Annotated in this window: 16 protein-coding genes; 3 read left to right on the plus strand and 13 right to left on the minus strand. The window is 60.7% G+C overall.

Features of this window, described 5'->3' with window-relative positions:
- Positions 1–34: 34 nt before the first annotated feature.
- Complete coding sequence (locus ACZ3GY_RS11195; RefSeq protein ID WP_463565307.1) at positions 35–865, minus strand: substrate-binding periplasmic protein; 831 nt, start codon at positions 863–865, stop codon at positions 35–37.
- A 99-nt stretch (positions 866–964) separates the two neighbouring features.
- Here ACZ3GY_RS11195 and ACZ3GY_RS11200 point away from each other — a divergent pair, with 99 nt between their 5' ends.
- Positions 965–1,939 (plus strand): alpha/beta fold hydrolase, encoded by a 975-nt coding sequence (locus ACZ3GY_RS11200; RefSeq protein ID WP_463569976.1) that lies wholly within the window; start codon positions 965–967, stop codon positions 1,937–1,939.
- A gap of 80 nt (positions 1,940–2,019) precedes the next feature.
- Here ACZ3GY_RS11200 and ACZ3GY_RS11205 read toward each other — a convergent pair whose 3' ends face one another.
- Positions 2,020–2,949 (minus strand): electron transfer flavoprotein subunit alpha/FixB family protein, encoded by a 930-nt coding sequence (locus tag ACZ3GY_RS11205; RefSeq protein WP_465910080.1) that lies wholly within the window; start codon positions 2,947–2,949, stop codon positions 2,020–2,022.
- Positions 2,950–3,699, minus strand: a complete 750-nt coding sequence (locus tag ACZ3GY_RS11210) for an electron transfer flavoprotein subunit beta/FixA family protein (protein WP_225833181.1) — start codon at positions 3,697–3,699, stop codon at positions 2,950–2,952.
- A 313-nt stretch (positions 3,700–4,012) separates the two neighbouring features.
- On the opposite strand from ACZ3GY_RS11210, the gene ACZ3GY_RS11215 reads away from it, so the two are divergent.
- Positions 4,013–5,677 (plus strand): electron transfer flavoprotein-ubiquinone oxidoreductase, encoded by a 1,665-nt coding sequence (locus ACZ3GY_RS11215; protein WP_465910082.1) that lies wholly within the window; start codon positions 4,013–4,015, stop codon positions 5,675–5,677.
- A gap of 45 nt (positions 5,678–5,722) precedes the next feature.
- Here the strand turns inward: ACZ3GY_RS11215 and ACZ3GY_RS11220 are convergent, their stop codons facing one another.
- The 3 genes from ACZ3GY_RS11220 to ACZ3GY_RS11230 form a co-directional block, all read right to left on the minus strand.
- Positions 5,723–6,289, minus strand: coding sequence for a DUF1285 domain-containing protein (locus tag ACZ3GY_RS11220; protein ID WP_465910083.1), 567 nt, complete (start codon positions 6,287–6,289; stop codon positions 5,723–5,725).
- 43 nt (positions 6,290–6,332) lie between these two features.
- Positions 6,333–6,938: a DUF4823 domain-containing protein gene (locus tag ACZ3GY_RS11225; RefSeq protein WP_225833187.1), complete on the minus strand. Its 606-nt coding sequence runs from the start codon at positions 6,936–6,938 to the stop codon at positions 6,333–6,335.
- Between the two features lie 101 nt (positions 6,939–7,039).
- The gene (locus ACZ3GY_RS11230) at positions 7,040–7,678 is read right to left on the minus strand and encodes a TetR/AcrR family transcriptional regulator (RefSeq protein ID WP_225833189.1); all 639 of its coding nucleotides are present in this window, start codon (positions 7,676–7,678) and stop codon (positions 7,040–7,042) included.
- Positions 7,679–7,752: 74 nt separating this feature from the next.
- On the opposite strand from ACZ3GY_RS11230, the gene ACZ3GY_RS11235 reads away from it, so the two are divergent.
- Positions 7,753–8,886 (plus strand): aminotransferase class V-fold PLP-dependent enzyme, encoded by a 1,134-nt coding sequence (locus ACZ3GY_RS11235; protein WP_465910085.1) that lies wholly within the window; start codon positions 7,753–7,755, stop codon positions 8,884–8,886.
- 318 nt (positions 8,887–9,204) lie between these two features.
- Here the strand turns inward: ACZ3GY_RS11235 and ACZ3GY_RS11240 are convergent, their stop codons facing one another.
- The 7 genes from ACZ3GY_RS11240 to fabF all read right to left on the minus strand — a co-directional run bounded on the left by ACZ3GY_RS11240 (position 9,205) and on the right by fabF (position 15,199).
- Positions 9,205–9,987: a TatD family hydrolase gene (locus ACZ3GY_RS11240; RefSeq protein WP_463565314.1), complete on the minus strand. Its 783-nt coding sequence runs from the start codon at positions 9,985–9,987 to the stop codon at positions 9,205–9,207.
- 82 nt (positions 9,988–10,069) lie between these two features.
- The gene (locus ACZ3GY_RS11245) at positions 10,070–10,426 is read right to left on the minus strand and encodes a PilZ domain-containing protein (protein ID WP_465910086.1); all 357 of its coding nucleotides are present in this window, start codon (positions 10,424–10,426) and stop codon (positions 10,070–10,072) included.
- A gap of 34 nt (positions 10,427–10,460) precedes the next feature.
- Positions 10,461–11,447, minus strand: a complete 987-nt coding sequence (locus ACZ3GY_RS11250) for a DNA polymerase III subunit delta' (protein ID WP_465910087.1) — start codon at positions 11,445–11,447, stop codon at positions 10,461–10,463.
- Positions 11,440–12,072 (minus strand): dTMP kinase, encoded by a 633-nt coding sequence (tmk, locus tag ACZ3GY_RS11255; RefSeq protein WP_463565316.1) that lies wholly within the window; start codon positions 12,070–12,072, stop codon positions 11,440–11,442. The genes ACZ3GY_RS11250 and tmk overlap by 8 nt, the downstream gene beginning before the upstream one ends.
- Positions 12,069–13,139: an endolytic transglycosylase MltG gene (mltG, locus tag ACZ3GY_RS11260; protein WP_225833206.1), complete on the minus strand. Its 1,071-nt coding sequence runs from the start codon at positions 13,137–13,139 to the stop codon at positions 12,069–12,071. The genes tmk and mltG overlap by 4 nt, the downstream gene beginning before the upstream one ends.
- 3 nt (positions 13,140–13,142) lie before the next feature.
- A complete protein-coding gene (gene pabC, locus ACZ3GY_RS11265) occupies positions 13,143–13,955 on the minus strand; it encodes an aminodeoxychorismate lyase (protein WP_465910088.1) in 813 nt (270 codons plus the stop codon).
- Complete coding sequence (gene fabF, locus ACZ3GY_RS11270; RefSeq protein ID WP_463565319.1) at positions 13,955–15,199, minus strand: beta-ketoacyl-ACP synthase II; 1,245 nt, start codon at positions 15,197–15,199, stop codon at positions 13,955–13,957. The genes pabC and fabF overlap by 1 nt, the downstream gene beginning before the upstream one ends.
- Between the last annotated feature and the right edge of the window lie 46 nt (positions 15,200–15,245).

Consider the following 15,245-nt stretch of genomic DNA (forward strand, 5'->3'; position numbering starts at 1 on the left):
CGGCGCCGGTATATCGATAGATCACAAATTCGTCCTACTGATTCGGAACACTGGCGGACGCTTGCGGCTGTTGTTCCTTCCAGCGCTGCAAGTTGCGTTGCAGAAGGGTTTGCGGCATGCCAGCGGCGGTAAATTCTGTCATTTTCTTGGCCAACTGTCCGCGCAACCAGGCATCGTTACAGGCGGAGTTATGCGACAGCGCCAAATGCAGCCCTTCACTGGAAACCGGCGGCTCGAGCACCTGCAGGTCATCCTGCAAACCCAAAGACGAGGCTAGCGCCTGCCCCGGATAGCGCTCATAAAGCACATAATCGGTACGGCCAAGCAGCAGCTTCTGGAAGGCCTGGGTCAGGCTAGAGACACCTTCGAGGGTGAGATTGTTCTTGGCATAGGCATCGAACGTCTGCCCGAAGCTGTTATTGACCAGAGTATCGCCCGTGCGGCCCTGCAGATCAGCCCAACTGGCGTACGGAAAGTCGCTGCCCTTTCGTACCCAGACCACGCTTGGTGTAGACAAAAACGCCGGGTGAACGAAGTCCATACTTTCCAGGCGTGGCACGGTCAAGAAGGCACCGGCCAGCATATCGATACGCCCACTACGCACGTCTTCCTGTGCCCGCGACCATGGCCCGGCGTAGACGACCTCGATACCAACGCCAAGCTCTTCGGAAACCGCCTTGAGCAGATCGACGGTAGCCCCAATCAGTTGTCCTGGGTTCTGGGGGTCACGCCACAGATAGGGCGGGTATTCAGGATTACCGGTAGCGATCAGCCGCTCGCACTTGCCGGCGGCCTGCACGCCACTCGACAGCATCAATCCGGCGAGCAACCACAACCCTGACCTGACTAAACCTCGCTCAAGCATTGGCACTCTCTCGATTCAAATACCGGCCAGCCATCCACCGGCGGAAGATTCATGACATGCTAGCTCATTACGCCTCCGATAATCAGTGATAGACGCAGCATGAAGAAAATCATTCTGATGGTATTCGCCCTGCTGGCCAGCGCTGCAGCGGTAATCCTTTACCTGTCACCGGCCGCACAGCTGGCGAGTTACCAGCACGTCGAGCAATGGCGCGCCGGGCTGCATGAGCGCCGCACCAGCGTAAACGACTTGGACATCAGCTACTACGAGGGCGGCCCACAGAGCGCCGAAACCGTGCTGCTGGTACACGGCTTCGGTGCCGACAAAAGTACCTGGCTATGGTTCGCTCGGGAGCTTACCGAGCGCTATCACGTCATCATCGTCGATCTACCCGGTTTCGGCGCCAGTAGCAGGCCACATGGCAGCTACGATGTCGGCACCCAAAGCGAACGCCTGGCTGCGTTCATCGATGCACTGTCGATAAGGCGACTGCATCTGGTCGGCCACTCCATGGGCGGGCATATCGCGGCGTTATACGCGGCCCGTTACCCGCAGCAAGTCACTAGCCTTGCCCTGATGGCCAATGCCGGCATCAATGCGCCGCAGCGCAGCGCCTTCTTTCAGCGTCTGGAAGAACACGGCGACAATCCTCTTCTGATAGAAAGCACGCCGCAGTTCGATCAGCTCCTCGACTGGCTATTCATCGCACCGCCACAACTGCCAGAGCGTATCCACCAGTACCTGGCGCAACGTGCCGTCGACGACAGCGCGCATCAGCGGCAGATTTTCGAGCATCTGCGGCAACGCTACCTGCCCCTGGAACCCGAGTTGCCACGGATCAGCGCCCCAACGCTGCTGCTCTGGGGTGACCAGGATCGCATCCTGGACGTATCCAGCATCGAGGTGATGAAGCCGCTGCTCACCAACGCAAGCGTGGTGATAATGAAAAACTGCGGCCACGCGCCGATGCTTGAGCGGCCGGAGGAAACAGCAGCACAATACCTCCGCTTCGTCGACGCATTGAAGCAGCATGAGCCAGAACAGACCATCCAGAGCAGAGCACCTGCCGCGTGACGCCCCCTCAACCCCAAGATGATCGCAACCAATAAAAAACCCGCTCACTGAGCGGGTTTTTCGTTACTGCAAAAGCGGGATCAAACCAGCTTTTCCAGCTCCGGTACGGCTTCGAACAGGTCGGCTACCAGGCCATAGTCGGCAACCTGGAAGATTGGTGCTTCCTCGTCCTTGTTGATCGCGACGATCACCTTGGAGTCCTTCATGCCAGCCAGATGCTGGATGGCACCGCTGATGCCGACCGCGATGTACAGCTGCGGGGCGACGATCTTGCCGGTCTGGCCGACCTGCATGTCGTTCGGCACGAAACCGGCGTCGACCGCAGCACGGGAAGCGCCGACCGCTGCACCGAGCTTGTCGGCCAGGGTGTACAGGTGCTTGAAGTTGTCGCCGTTCTGCATGCCGCGACCACCGGAGACCACGATCTTGGCAGCAGTCAGTTCTGGACGGTCGGACTTCGCCAGTTCTTCACCGACGAACGCTGACTTGCCGGAATCGCCGCCCGCCGAAACGTTTTCGATGGCAGCGGAACCACCCTCGGCCGCCACGGCGTCGAAACCGGTGGCGCGCACGGTGATCACTTTCACGGCAGCGGAGGATTGCACGGTAGCGATGGCGTTACCGGCATAGATCGGACGCTTGAAGGTGTCCGGGCTTTCCACGGAGACGATCTCGGAGATCTGATCGACATCCAGCTGCGCAGCGACGCGCGGCAGAATGTTCTTACCATTGCTGGTAGCGGCAGCCAGAATGTGGCTGTAGGCATTACCCAGCTCGACCACCAGCGGCGCGACGTTTTCCGGCAGCTGATGAGCGAATGCAGCGTTGTCGGCAACCAGTACCTTGGCGACGCCAGCGATCTTGGCAGCCGCTTCGGCGGCAGCGCCAACGCCTTGGCCGGCGACCAGTACGTGGATGTCGCCACCGATTGCTTGAGCAGCAGCGACGGTGTTCAGAGTCGCTGGTGCCAGCGCGGAATTGGTGTGTTCAGCGATAACCAGGATAGTCATTTAGATCACCTTCGCTTCGGTTTTCAGTTTCTCGACCAGTTCGGCGACCGACTTGACCTTGATACCCGCACCGCGTGCAGCTGGCGCTTCGACCTTGATGGTCTTGACGGTGGAGGCAGTGGAAACGCCCAGCGCGTCAGGGGTCAGGGTTTCCAGCGGCTTCTTCTTGGCCTTCATGATGTTCGGCAGCGAAGCGTAGCGCGGCTCGTTCAGGCGCAGGTCGGTAGTGACGATGGCCGGCAGATTCAGCGCGACGGTTTGCAGACCGCCGTCGATCTCACGGGTGACGTTGACCTTGTCGCCGCTGACTTCCACCTTGGAGGCGAAGGTGCCCTGGGCGTAGCCGGTCAGCGCAGCCAGCATCTGGCCGGTCTGGTTGTTGTCGCTGTCGATTGCCTGCTTGCCGAGGATGACAAGCTGCGGCTGCTCCTTGTCGACCACTGCCTTGAGCAGTTTGGCGACCGCCAGGGAGTTCAGCTCTTCGGCCGACTCGACCAGAATGGCGCGATCGGCGCCCAGTGCCAGAGCGGTACGCAGTTGTTCCTGCGCTTGGGTCGGGCCGATGGAGACGACCACGATTTCGCTGGCGACGCCCTTCTCTTTCAGGCGCACGGCCTCTTCAACGGCGATTTCGCAGAAAGGGTTCATCGACATCTTGACGTTGGCAAGATCGACGCCGCTATTGTCCGGTTTGACGCGAACCTTGACGTTGTAATCGACCACTCGTTTGACAGCTACAAGAACCTTCATGGATTCCTCGTTACTCTCCGGTGAATAGGAATGTCGCCAGAAGCGAGCATGCGGGTGATGCAGGCAAGCAAACACCATAGCTCAGGCGGCGAGCGCAAAACCGCCCGTATCTTGACCGTCCGCCCTGGCTCGGTCAATACGCCCTGGCTGCGAGCCATTCGTGTTGTAGCCCGATTCTAGCAGGCCTACAGAAAATTCAAACAAACGTTTGTATTGGCCCTAATCGAGGCTGGCTATATACTGCGCGAGCGTGCCTTGGGAAGGTTGCTGGCTCGCCATGAAAAATTAGAGAGCCCTGATGAGGAGATAGCCCGTGGAACGCGAATTTATGGAGTTCGACGTCGTCATCGTCGGCGCCGGCCCTGCCGGCCTGTCCGCCGCTTGCCGCCTGAAGCAGAAGGCCGCGGAGGCTGGCCAGGAAATCAGCGTTTGCGTGGTCGAGAAAGGCTCCGAAGTGGGTGCCCACATCCTTTCCGGCGCTGTCTTCGAACCGCGAGCCCTGGACGAACTGTTCCCCGACTGGAAGGAACTGGGCGCGCCGCTGAATACGCCGGTAAAAGGCGACGACATCTACGTGCTGAAAGATGCCAACAGCTCCGTCAAGGTTCCGGGCTTCTTCGTGCCCAAGACCATGCACAACGAAGGCAACTATATCATCTCCCTCGGCAATCTGTGCCGCTGGCTGGCTCAGCAGGCCGAGAATCTCGGCGTGGAAATCTACCCGGGCTTCGCCGCTCAGGAAGCGCTGATCGATGAAAGCGGCGTGGTTCGCGGCATCGTTACCGGCGACCTGGGTGTCGACCGTGAAGGCAACCCGAAGGAAGGCTATTACACCCCTGGCATGGAACTGCGCGCCAAGTACACGCTGTTCGCCGAAGGCTGTCGTGGCCACCTCGGCAAGCAACTGATCAAGAAGTACAACCTCGACAGCGAAGCCGACGCTCAGCATTACGGCATCGGCATCAAGGAAATCTGGGACATCGACCCGAGCAAGCACCAGCAGGGCCTGGTGGTGCACACCGCTGGTTGGCCGATGGACATCATGGGCACCGAGAACACCGGCGGCTCCTTCCTCTATCACCTGGAAAACAACCAGGTGGTGGTCGGTCTGATCATCGACCTGTCCTACGCGAACCCGCACCTGTCGCCGTTCGACGAATTCCAGCGCCTCAAGCATCACCCGGTATTCAAGCAGTACCTCGACGGCGGTAAGCGTGTCGCCTACGGCGCCCGGGCCATTGCCAAGGGCGGCCTGAACTCGCTGCCGAAGATGGTATTCCCGGGTGGCGCTCTGATCGGCTGTGATCTCGGCACCCTCAACTTCGCCAAGATCAAGGGCAGCCACACCGCCATGAAGTCCGGCATGCTGGCTGCCGAGGCCATCGCCGAGGCCCTGGCTGCAGGTCGTCAAGGTGGCGACGAGCTGGGCAACTATGTCGATGCCTTCAAGGCCAGCTGGCTGTACGACGAACTGTTCCGCAGCCGCAACTTTGGCGCGGCGATCCACAAGTACGGCGCCGTGGTCGGTGGCGGCATCAACTGGGTCGACCAGAACCTGCTCGGCGGCAAGCTGCCCTTCACCCTGCATGACAACAAGCCAGATTACGCCTGCCTCAAGCCTGCCGCAGAGAGCAAGAAGATCGATTACCCGAAACCGGACGGCAAGCTCAGCTTCGATAAACTGAGCTCGGTGTTTCTTTCCAACACCAACCACGAAGAGGAGCAGCCCTGCCACCTCAAACTGGCCGACCCGAGCATTCCGATCGACAAGAACCTGCCGCTGTATGACGAACCGGCGCAGCGCTACTGCCCGGCCGGCGTGTACGAAGTGGTCGCCAATGACGATGGCAGCAAACGCTTCCAGATCAACGCGCAGAACTGCGTGCACTGCAAGACTTGCGACATCAAGGATCCCGCCCAGAACATCACCTGGGTGGCGCCTGAAGGAACCGGCGGGCCTAACTACCCCAATATGTAAGTGTTGAACTTAAAAAGGCTCCCTTGGGAGCCTTTTTCATGGGCGCTATTCCAGCGGCCCGATAGGAAAGAACACGCCACCACTCCACACGCCCAGCCAGGGCTGGCCGTCGATTTCACGAGTTTGCGCCAGCTCGACCAACTGGTAGAAAACGTTGCGATGGATCAGCGCTTCCAGGTTGGCCCGCACGTGCACGTAGGGCGATGGCTCCTGAGTCTGCGCATCCAGCTCGACCCGCAACGGATGCTCGTCACCCGCCTCGACCTCGTCGCCGACATTGCTGACGAAGCGCAGCACCTGCCCTTCACCCTGCCCCGACACCTGCACGGAGACCGCCACGAAAGGCGCGTCATCGACCTTGATGCCGACCTTCTCTACCGGCGTGACCAGAAAGTAATCGTCGCCATCACGGCGAATGATCGTCGAAAACAGCCGTACCATGGCTGGCCGACCTATGGGCGTGCCCATGTAGAACCATGAGCCGTCGCGGGCGATACGCATATCGATATCGCCGCAGAAATCGGGATTCCACAGATGCACCGGCGGCATGCCCTTGCTACCCGCTGGCGGAATCTGCGCCAGTAGATCACCGGCCTTGTCGCTGTCACTCATTAACCGTTCCTTACGCTCCGTGGAGCACCAGGCGGCAGTGCCCTCAACGACTGAATCCGAGCAGTGTACGCGCATAATCCTCGAGCGGCGCGCGGATCAGATCCTCTGGACTGGCGTCGTAGAACGTCAGGAATCCGCCACGACTGCGGATCCGCGCGGTATCCACTAGATAACGGGTATTGGTCTCGATCAGCATCAGCTGCAGCACGCTGCGGTCGGTACCGAGCCGATCGAAAGCCTCCTGATCTTCCCACTCCTCCATGGTGCCGATACGGTCATCGGCATAGGCGAAGCGGGTGTAGAGCAGATAGTGGGCACCGGCGGCGCGCGCCTCACCCAGCGCCTCGTCCAGGCCGACGGGGGCTCTGGCGCGGCGCACCATGGGGAAGTATTCGACGAAGCCGCGGAATGCTTCCTCGGCCACTACGTTGGGCCGTGGGTAGGCGTGCTTGCCACTTGGCGCGAAGTGGCCCTGGGCAATGTAGATGAACGAATCACCCTGCAACCGCCAGGACGCCGAGCGCCGCACCTTGCTGTGATCCAGCACGCCTGCATCACGCAGGTGGTAGGTGGCGCCATCGGCCATATCGCTGACATTCATGCAGCCAGCCAGGCTCAGCAATATGGCCAGGGCGAACAGATTACGCATGTGAACTCTCCCGACACCGGCGACGGAAAACCGGCGAATGACTGCTCCAAGCAGGTTTCGCGCCAGTCGGCTCACGCGTGGCCCGAATAGGGCCCGAGGGGTCAGGCGGGAGGCGTCTCGCTATCGCGCTTGCGCTTGTTGCCCATGCGCACGCCGATATCCATCAGGAACTGGAAGAAGCCTTCCTGATCTTCCAGCACATTGCTCCAGAACGGCGAGTGATAGAGCGCCACGGCCCCATGCACCAGTGCCCAGGCAGCGCAGTAGTGGAAGTACGGCGGCACGTCTTCGAGCTTGCCCTCGCTGATGCGACCCTTGATCAACTGGGTGAGACGCTCGAAGTTGGAGGCGCGAATGCTGTGCAACTGCTCGACCAGCTCAGGCACCTGATTGCCCTTGACCACCTTCTCTTCGAGGCGGTCGAACAGCCGGTAACGCTGCGGGTCACGCATGCGGAATTCGAAGTAGGCCCGCGACAGCGCCTCCTTGTCACGGTCGATATCGGACGAATGCAGCAACTCGTTCAGATCGCGCTCGTAGTCGAGCATCAGCCGCAGGTAAATCTCCGCCTTCGACTTGAAATGCTTGTAGATGGTGCCTTTGCCGATACCCACGGCGTCAGCAATCATCTCCACAGTCACGCTGTCCTCGCCCTGCTCGAGGAAGAGTTTCAGGGCAATGTCGAGAATCTCCTGCTCGCGGCGGCGAAACTCACGGATCTTGCGGGGTTCTTTCTGCATAAGGAAATGACAAGGTCGGAATTCAAGTCCGGTATTATGCCTAACTAACGCCAAATTGCACGGATCACGCGCTCATGAATGCCATCATCGACGAGTTTCCCCAACCGGCCGATCTCTACTACCTGAATCACGCTGCAGTCGCCCCCTGGCCGGCACGCACCGCACGGGCCGTAGAGCGCTTTGCCCGCGAGAACATCACCACTGGCGCGCGTGATTATCCGCAATGGCTGGAAACAGAACGCCGTCTGCGCGAGCGCCTGGCACGCTTGCTCAACGCGCCCTCACGAGCCGACATCGCACTGGTCAAGAACACTTCGGAAGCCCTGTCGTTCGTGGCTTTCGGCCTGGACTGGCGTGATGGTGACCAGGTCATCATCAGCACCGAGGAATTCCCGTCCAACCGTATCGTCTGGGAAGCACTGCGCCCACAGGGCGTAGAAGTCGTCCAGGTCAACCTGCAGGACGGCGATGCCGAAAGCGCCTTGCTCGCCGCCTGTACGCCCCGTACCCGCCTGATGGCCATCAGTGCAGTGCAATACGCCAGCGGTTTGCGCCTGGATCTGGAGCGCCTCGGTACCGGCTGCGAACAGCGCGGCGTTCTGCTCTGCGTCGATGCCATCCAGCAGCTGGGCGCCATGAGCATGGACGTGCAAAGCAGTCATTGCGCCTTCGCCATGGCCGATGGTCACAAGTGGCTGCTCGGCCCTGAGGGCCTCGGCGTGTTCTATTGCCGTCAGGACTTGCGCGAGCAGTTGACCCTGCATGAATACGGCTGGCACATGCTCGAGCACGCTGGCGACTATGACCGTGACGACTGGCAGCCAGCCCGCAGCGCCAGGCGCTTCGAATGCGGCAGCCCCAACATGCTCGGCGCCATGGCGCTGGAAGCGAGCCTATCACTGCTTGAAGAGGTCGGCATGCCGAGTGTCGAACAGGCCGTGCATGAGCGCGTGCAGTGGCTGCTCGACGGCCTACAGGGCATCCCCGGTGTACAAATGCGCAGCGTAATCGAGCGCGAGAAGCGCGCCGGTATTCTCACATTTTCCCTGGGCGGCTGGGACAATCGGGCCCTGCACGAGCACCTCAAGAGCGAACAGATCATCTGCGCCCAGCGCGGGGGTGGCATCCGTCTGTCGCCACACTTTTACACCGAGCCACGGGTCATCGAACACACCCTGAAACGGCTGCAGCACCTCGCCACCAAATGAGCACTCAGCAACGAGAAACGTATTCCAAATCCGTTTAAACCGGGAGTGGACGTCTACCATACATGACCAATACTCAAGGTACCGGCGCGGCATATCCCCCAAATGTTGCGGCGGCCGAAGTGCCGAGGATCGCGCACTTCGCTTGGCTCCTAATGGTCTTGACCCGGATTCCGTCCCGAAGCCGGGTTTTTTTTGACCTACATTACCTAACGTCCCAAGACGCCTGTTCAAAGGGGCCATTGCACGCAATGCCACAATCGCCCCCAGCTTTTTTGATAGCCAACCGCAGACTCCTCAAGCGCTTGACTCAGAAGGCGCTCAGGCCACACGAGCCAGAGGGAACAGCCGCTTGAAGTTCTCGCCCGTTTGTCGCGCCAGTTCTTCGTAACTGACGCCACGCAGCACCGCCAAGTACTCGGCGACATCGCGCACATACTCCGGCAGGTTGGGCTTGCCACGGTGCGGGATCGGCGCCAGATAAGGTGAATCGGTTTCTACCAGCAAACGATCCGCCGGCACCTGACGGGCGACTTCGCGCAATGCATCAGCATTGCGAAAGGTGACGATGCCGGACAGGGAAATATAGAAACCGATATCCAGCGCCGCCTTGGCCATTTCCCAATCCTCGGTAAAGCAGTGCAGCACACCAGCCTGTGGCAATGCCGCCTCACGCAGCAATGCAAGGGTATCGGCGCGGGCTTCGCGGGTGTGCACGATCACTGGTTTTCCGGTGATCTGCGCGGCCTGCAGATGCAGGCGGAAAGCCTCCTGCTGCAACTGGGCGGCTTCCGGCTCGTAGTGGTAATCAAGACCCGTCTCGCCAATGGCGACCACACCAGGGTGATCCATCTCGGCAAGCAGCCAGTCCAGTGCCGGCGCGTTTCCGGCGTCGAGATCGAGCGGGTGGATGCCAACCGAGCAATCGACATCGGCATAACGCTGCGCCAGATCACGAACAGTGGCCGCGTTATCGGCGCTCACGCCAATACATAGAAAATGGCCAACACCGCGTGCGCGTGCGGCGGCCAGCGCTTCGTCCAGGGAACCGCCGCGAGCGGTCAGATCGAGACGATCAAGATGGCAGTGGGAATCGATGAGCATGGGGTAAAGCCTCCAACGGCAAACATCGAGCCGCAAGCAAGTCGATGCTTACTTGTCGCTCGCGGCTGGTGGCTTGCAGTGATTACATTGTATGGGTGGGGCGATCGGACTTGAGGGCGCCGGCCAGGTAAGTCTCGATCTTGTTGCGGGCAGTGTTGTCGCCCTCGTTGAACTGCACGCCCACACCTGCGGCGCGGTTGCCTTGGGCGCCCTTCGGGGTGATCCATATGACCTTGCCGGCGACCGGGATCTTTTCCGGCTCGTCCATCAGGTTGAGGAGCATGAACACCTCATCGCCGAGTCTGTAGCTTTTGTTCGTGGGGATGAACAGGCCGCCGTTCTTGATGAAGGGCATGTAGGCGGCATAAAGCACAGATTTGTCCTTGATGGTCAGGGACAGAATGCCGTTACGGGGCCCCAGATTCGGTGGCAAGCTCATGCGTGATTCCTGATGTCGTGACGTGGGGTCGATTCTAGCCCGGTCCAGGCAGGCTTGCCCACTGAACCAGCAAGGCTTCGAGAAGCAGCACACGATTAAGGTTGGCCTTGCCCAACACTTTCTGACGCTGTTGCAGCAACCACCCCTGAATCTGCAGCACTTTAGCCTGCGGCGTCTTCTGCGCCAGGTATTGCACGACCTTGCCCATATCTGCCGGGCCAAGGCCTTGTTCATCCTGCGTCAGTTGGTAACGCAGAATCAGATGAGCCCAGCCGCAGAACCAGTCGAACAACAACGGCAAGGGCACCGTGCTCCAGCTCTCGGCCAGCTGACTGGCGGAAATCTGCTGTTTGTGCAGCTTTTTCACACCCTCGGCAACCAGCGCACGCTGCTCGCGCACACCTTGCGCCTGCAACCTTACCGCCGCCAGTGGCGAACCGGCGGCCAGGTACAGCAGCTCACGAATGTCCTGCTCGCCACTGTCAGGCAGCGCCTCGCTCAGCCACTGCAGGCTCATCGCCTCGCTTGGCAAGGGGCACGCCTGCTGCACGCATCGACTCTTGATGGTCGGCAGCAGGCGGCTTGGCTGATGACTGATCAACAACAGTACCGTGTTGCCAGATGGCTCCTCCAAACTCTTGAGCAGCGCGTTGGCAGCATTCAGGTTCATCGCTTCGGTGGGTTCGATCAGGATCACCTTGCGCCCACCCAATTGAGCGGTCTGTACAACAAAGTTGACCAGTGCACGCACTTGATCGACCTTGATCGGCTTATCGAACTCTTCCGGCTCGAGCACGTAGTTATCTGGGTGACTGCCCGCCGCGAGCAAATGGCAGGATTTGCAGTGGCCGCAGGCTTGCTGCGCCTCTGGCGACTTGCACAGCAAAAGCGCCATCAAACGCTCGGCGAGCGCGCGCTTGCCAATGCCTGCGGGGCCGTGCAGCAGGTAGGCATGAGCGTGCTGGGTCCGCCCGGCCAGTTGCTGCCAGAGCTCGGTCTGCCAGGGATAGACATCAGCCACGCTGCAGCTCCAGCAATTGTGGCAGCAGTGCATCGAGATCACGCTGCACGGCCTCGAGTGACTGGGCGGCATCGATAATGCGATAGCGCGCCGGCTCGGCCTTGGCCCGTTGCAGGTAGGTGCTGCGCACCGCCTCGAAGAACTCGCGGCCTTCCTGCTCGAAGCGATCCAGACGACCGCGGGCTGCCGCGCGCGCCAGGCCGACCTCGACCGGCAGATCGAACACCAGGGTCAGATCCGGACGCAGCGTGCCCTGGACGAAGTTTTCCAACTGGGCAATGCGCTCGACATCCAGGCCGCGACCGCCACCCTGATAGGCGTAAGTCGCGTCAGTAAACCGATCACAAAGAACCACTTCACCACGCTGCAGCGCCGGCACGATCACCTGGGCGAGATGCTGAGCGCGCGCGGCGAATACCAGCAACAGCTCGGTATCGCTGGCCATGGGCTCATCGCTGGGCGCCAGGAGCAGCTCGCGTACTCGCTCGGCCAGTGGCGTACCGCCGGGTTCACGGGTCAGCAGCACATCGATCCCCTGCTCGCGCAGCAGCGCCGCCAGGTACTCTCGATTGGTGCTCTTGCCGGCGCCCTCGGGGCCTTCCAGGGTGATAAACAAGCCGCTCACTGGTTGTCCTTATCGCTATCGCTGTTGCGGGGAATCGGCGCCGGGCTGGAACGGTAGTCCGCACGGCGCTTCAACTGGTATTCACGGACGGCACGGTTGTGTGCGTCGAGAGTTTCCGAAAAGACGTGACTGCCATCACCACGGGCAACGAAGTACAAGCTCTTGCCTGGCTGCGGATGCAACGCCGCATGGATCGCCTCACGGCCGACCAGAGCGATCGGCGTCGGTGGCATGCCGTCGATGGTATAGGTGTTGTAGGGCGTCGGCTCGCGTAGGTGGGCCCGGGTGATTCGCCCGTTATAACGCTCGCCAAGCCCGAAGATCACCGTCGGATCGGTTTGCAAGCGCATACCGATAGCCAGACGCCGCACGAACACGCCGGCAATCTCCCCGCGCTCCTCGGGAACACCGGTTTCCTTCTCGATCATCGAAGCCATGATCAGCGCCTCGTATGCATCCTTGTACGGCAGCGATTTGGAGCGGCCTTCCCACTCCTCGTCGAGTACCAACTGCAACCGCTTATGGGCCTGTTTGAGTAGATCCAGGTCGCTCATGCCGCGCACATAGCGGTAGGTATCAGGGAAGAAGCGCCCTTCGGGGTTGAGCCCAGGCTGGCCGAGCTTGGCCATCAGTTCAGCATCGCTCAGCTCGCTCAGGGTCAGTTCCAACTTGTCCTGACGCGCCAAGGCTGCACGCACCTGACGAAAGCTCCAGCCTTCGACCAGCGTCAGGCTGTATTGCACCACTTCGCCGCGGCGCCACAGATCGAGCAGGTCGCGTGCCCGCAGGTCAGGCGTCAGACGGTACTCACCGCTGTGCAGCGGCTGGCCCTGCAGGTTGAAGCGCCAGTACAGGCGCAGCCAAAAAGCACCGTCGATCACACCATCGGCTTCCAAACGGTTGAGCACGCCGCCAGGGGTAGCGCCCGCCGGCACCTCGATCAGGCGTTCCTCGCTGAGCACCAGGGGCTGCTCGAGGGCGCGGTGCTGTTGCCAAGCAGCAAAGCCCAGAGTCAGGGCAGCCAGTACCACAGCAATTTCCAGCACCAACAGTAATTTGCGAATCACGAATCAGCAGTCCAGTAGATGACGGGCAATGGCCTGCAGTTTACGGGTGAGCGGCCCGACCGACCAGTGACGGTCTTGCAACTCACGAACCGGCCATACGCCGTACAGGCTGTTGCAGAGAAAGACTTCGTCTGCGGCCAGCAGTTCGTTCAATTCGATATCGCGTGCCTGACAGGCAATCCCCAGGGCTTGCGCCTGCTCCAGCAGCTCGGCACGCATCACACCTGCCACCCCGCAGCGCGACAGTTCAGGCGTCGACAGCACACCATCGCGCACCAGAAACAGGTTGCTGAACACGCCCTCGACCACGCGCCCCGACACATCGAGCATCAATCCTTCGGCAAACTCACCACTCTGCCACTCGGCACGGGCCAGCACCTGCTCCAGACGATTGAGGTGCTTGAGACCGGCCAGCAGAGGCTGCTCGGCCAAGCGTGTTTCACAGGGGAATAGGCGGATGCCGCTCTCGCCATGCTGCGGCAAGTAAGCCGGCATGGCACCCGCCTGAAGAATGCGCCGCGACGCCCCGGCAGACGGAGCATAACCACGCTGGCCATCGCCACGCGTGACGATCAGCTTGGCAACGCCCTGCCCAAGTTCGGCGCAGAAGGCAGACAGCTCGCGACGTAACTGAGCTGCATCCAGGTCGATACGCAATCGCGCACAACCCGCAGTAACCCGCGCCAGGTGACGCTCAAGCAGCACGGGCTGACCGCCCCTTACTGCGATGGTTTCGAACAGGCCATCACCGTAAGCCAGACCACGATCCACCAGAGGCAGCGTCGTGGCCGGCTGACCGTCGACCCAACTGAACATCAATCGGCGTACCGACGGAATACCAGTGAGCCGTTGGTTCCACCAAATCCGAAGGAATTGGACAGCGCCACTTCTATCGGCATCTTGCGCGCTTCGTGAGGCACGAAGTCCAGGTCACAACCCTCGTCCGGCTCATCCAGATTGATGGTCGGCGGCGCTACCTGATCACGCAGCGCCAACACGCAGAAGATGGCCTCCACCGCACCGGCTGCGCCGAGCAAGTGGCCGGTCATCGACTTGGTCGAGCTTACTGCAACGGAGTGAGCGTGCTCACCGAACACCGACTTGATCGCCGATACTTCGGCCTTGTCGCCAGCCGAGGTGGAGGTGCCGTGGGCATTGATGTACTGCACGTCAGAAGGTTGTATGCCGGCATCGCGCAACGCGTTAGTCATACAGCGGGCAGCACCGGCACCGTCTTCGGGCGGAGAGGTCATGTGGAAGGCATCGCCGCTCATGCCGAAACCGATCAGTTCGGCATAGATGGTGGCACCACGCGCCTTAGCGTGCTCCAGCTCTTCGAGTACCAGCGCACCAGCGCCATCGGACAGGACGAAACCGTCACGCCCCTTATCCCAAGGACGACTGGCCTTGGTCGGCTCGTCGTTGCGGGTGGACAAGGCTCGTGCAGCACCAAAGCCCCCCATGCCCAGGCCGCAGGCAGCCATCTCGGCACCGCCAGCGATCATCACGTCGGCCTCGCCATAGGCAATGTTGCGAGCAGCCATGCCAATACAGTGGGTACCGGTCGTGCAAGCGGTGGCGATAGCATAGTTAGGCCCCTGCAGACCGAGGTGGATCGACAGGAAACCGGAAATCATATTAATGATCGAGCCTGGCACGAAGAACGGCGAAATTCGCCGTGGCCCCTGCTCAAGCAGCGATTTGCAGTTGTTCTCGATGTTGGTCAGGCCGCCGATTCCGGAGCCCATCGCCACACCGATGCGATCACGGTTGGCATCGGTAATTTCCAGGCCGCTATCACGCGCTGCCTGAAAGCTTGCCGCCAGACCGTACTGAATAAATAGATCGAGCTTGCGCGCCTCTTTGGCGGACAGATACGGCTCGACATCGAAATTCTTTACCGAACCACCAAAGCGAGTGGAATAGGCAGAAAGATCCATGTGTTCGATCAGGCCGATGCCACTACGGCCGGCCAGAATGCCCTGCCAGCTGCTCGGCACATCGTTACCCAGCGGCGACAACATGCCCATACCGGTAACCACGACGCGTCTACGCGACACAGCAATCTCCTCTTAATCAGGTTTTTCGACGCCTTGATGCACCTGG

Source organism: Pseudomonas sp. PME37.24/006 (genome assembly GCF_055556635.1).

Excerpts from the sequence above, each read along its gene's own strand:
- ACZ3GY_RS11200 (WP_463569976.1), top strand. The coding sequence starts at position 965 with ATGAAGAAAATCATTCTGATGGTATTCGCCCTGCTGGCCAGCGCTGCA.
- ACZ3GY_RS11245 (WP_465910086.1), bottom strand. The coding sequence starts at position 10,426 with ATGAGCTTGCCACCGAATCTGGGGCCCCGTAACGGCATTCTGTCCCTG.
- ACZ3GY_RS11205 (WP_465910080.1), bottom strand. The coding sequence starts at position 2,949 with ATGACTATCCTGGTTATCGCTGAACACACCAATTCCGCGCTGGCACCA.
- ACZ3GY_RS11230 (WP_225833189.1), bottom strand. The coding sequence starts at position 7,678 with ATGCAGAAAGAACCCCGCAAGATCCGTGAGTTTCGCCGCCGCGAGCAG.
- ACZ3GY_RS11210 (WP_225833181.1), bottom strand. The coding sequence starts at position 3,699 with ATGAAGGTTCTTGTAGCTGTCAAACGAGTGGTCGATTACAACGTCAAG.
- ACZ3GY_RS11195 (WP_463565307.1), bottom strand. The coding sequence starts at position 865 with ATGCTTGAGCGAGGTTTAGTCAGGTCAGGGTTGTGGTTGCTCGCCGGA.
- ACZ3GY_RS11235 (WP_465910085.1), top strand. The coding sequence starts at position 7,753 with ATGAATGCCATCATCGACGAGTTTCCCCAACCGGCCGATCTCTACTAC.
- ACZ3GY_RS11220 (WP_465910083.1), bottom strand. The coding sequence starts at position 6,289 with ATGAGTGACAGCGACAAGGCCGGTGATCTACTGGCGCAGATTCCGCCA.
- ACZ3GY_RS11240 (WP_463565314.1), bottom strand. The coding sequence starts at position 9,987 with ATGCTCATCGATTCCCACTGCCATCTTGATCGTCTCGATCTGACCGCT.
- pabC (WP_465910088.1), bottom strand. The coding sequence starts at position 13,955 with ATGTTCAGTTGGGTCGACGGTCAGCCGGCCACGACGCTGCCTCTGGTG.
- ACZ3GY_RS11225 (WP_225833187.1), bottom strand. The coding sequence starts at position 6,938 with ATGCGTAATCTGTTCGCCCTGGCCATATTGCTGAGCCTGGCTGGCTGC.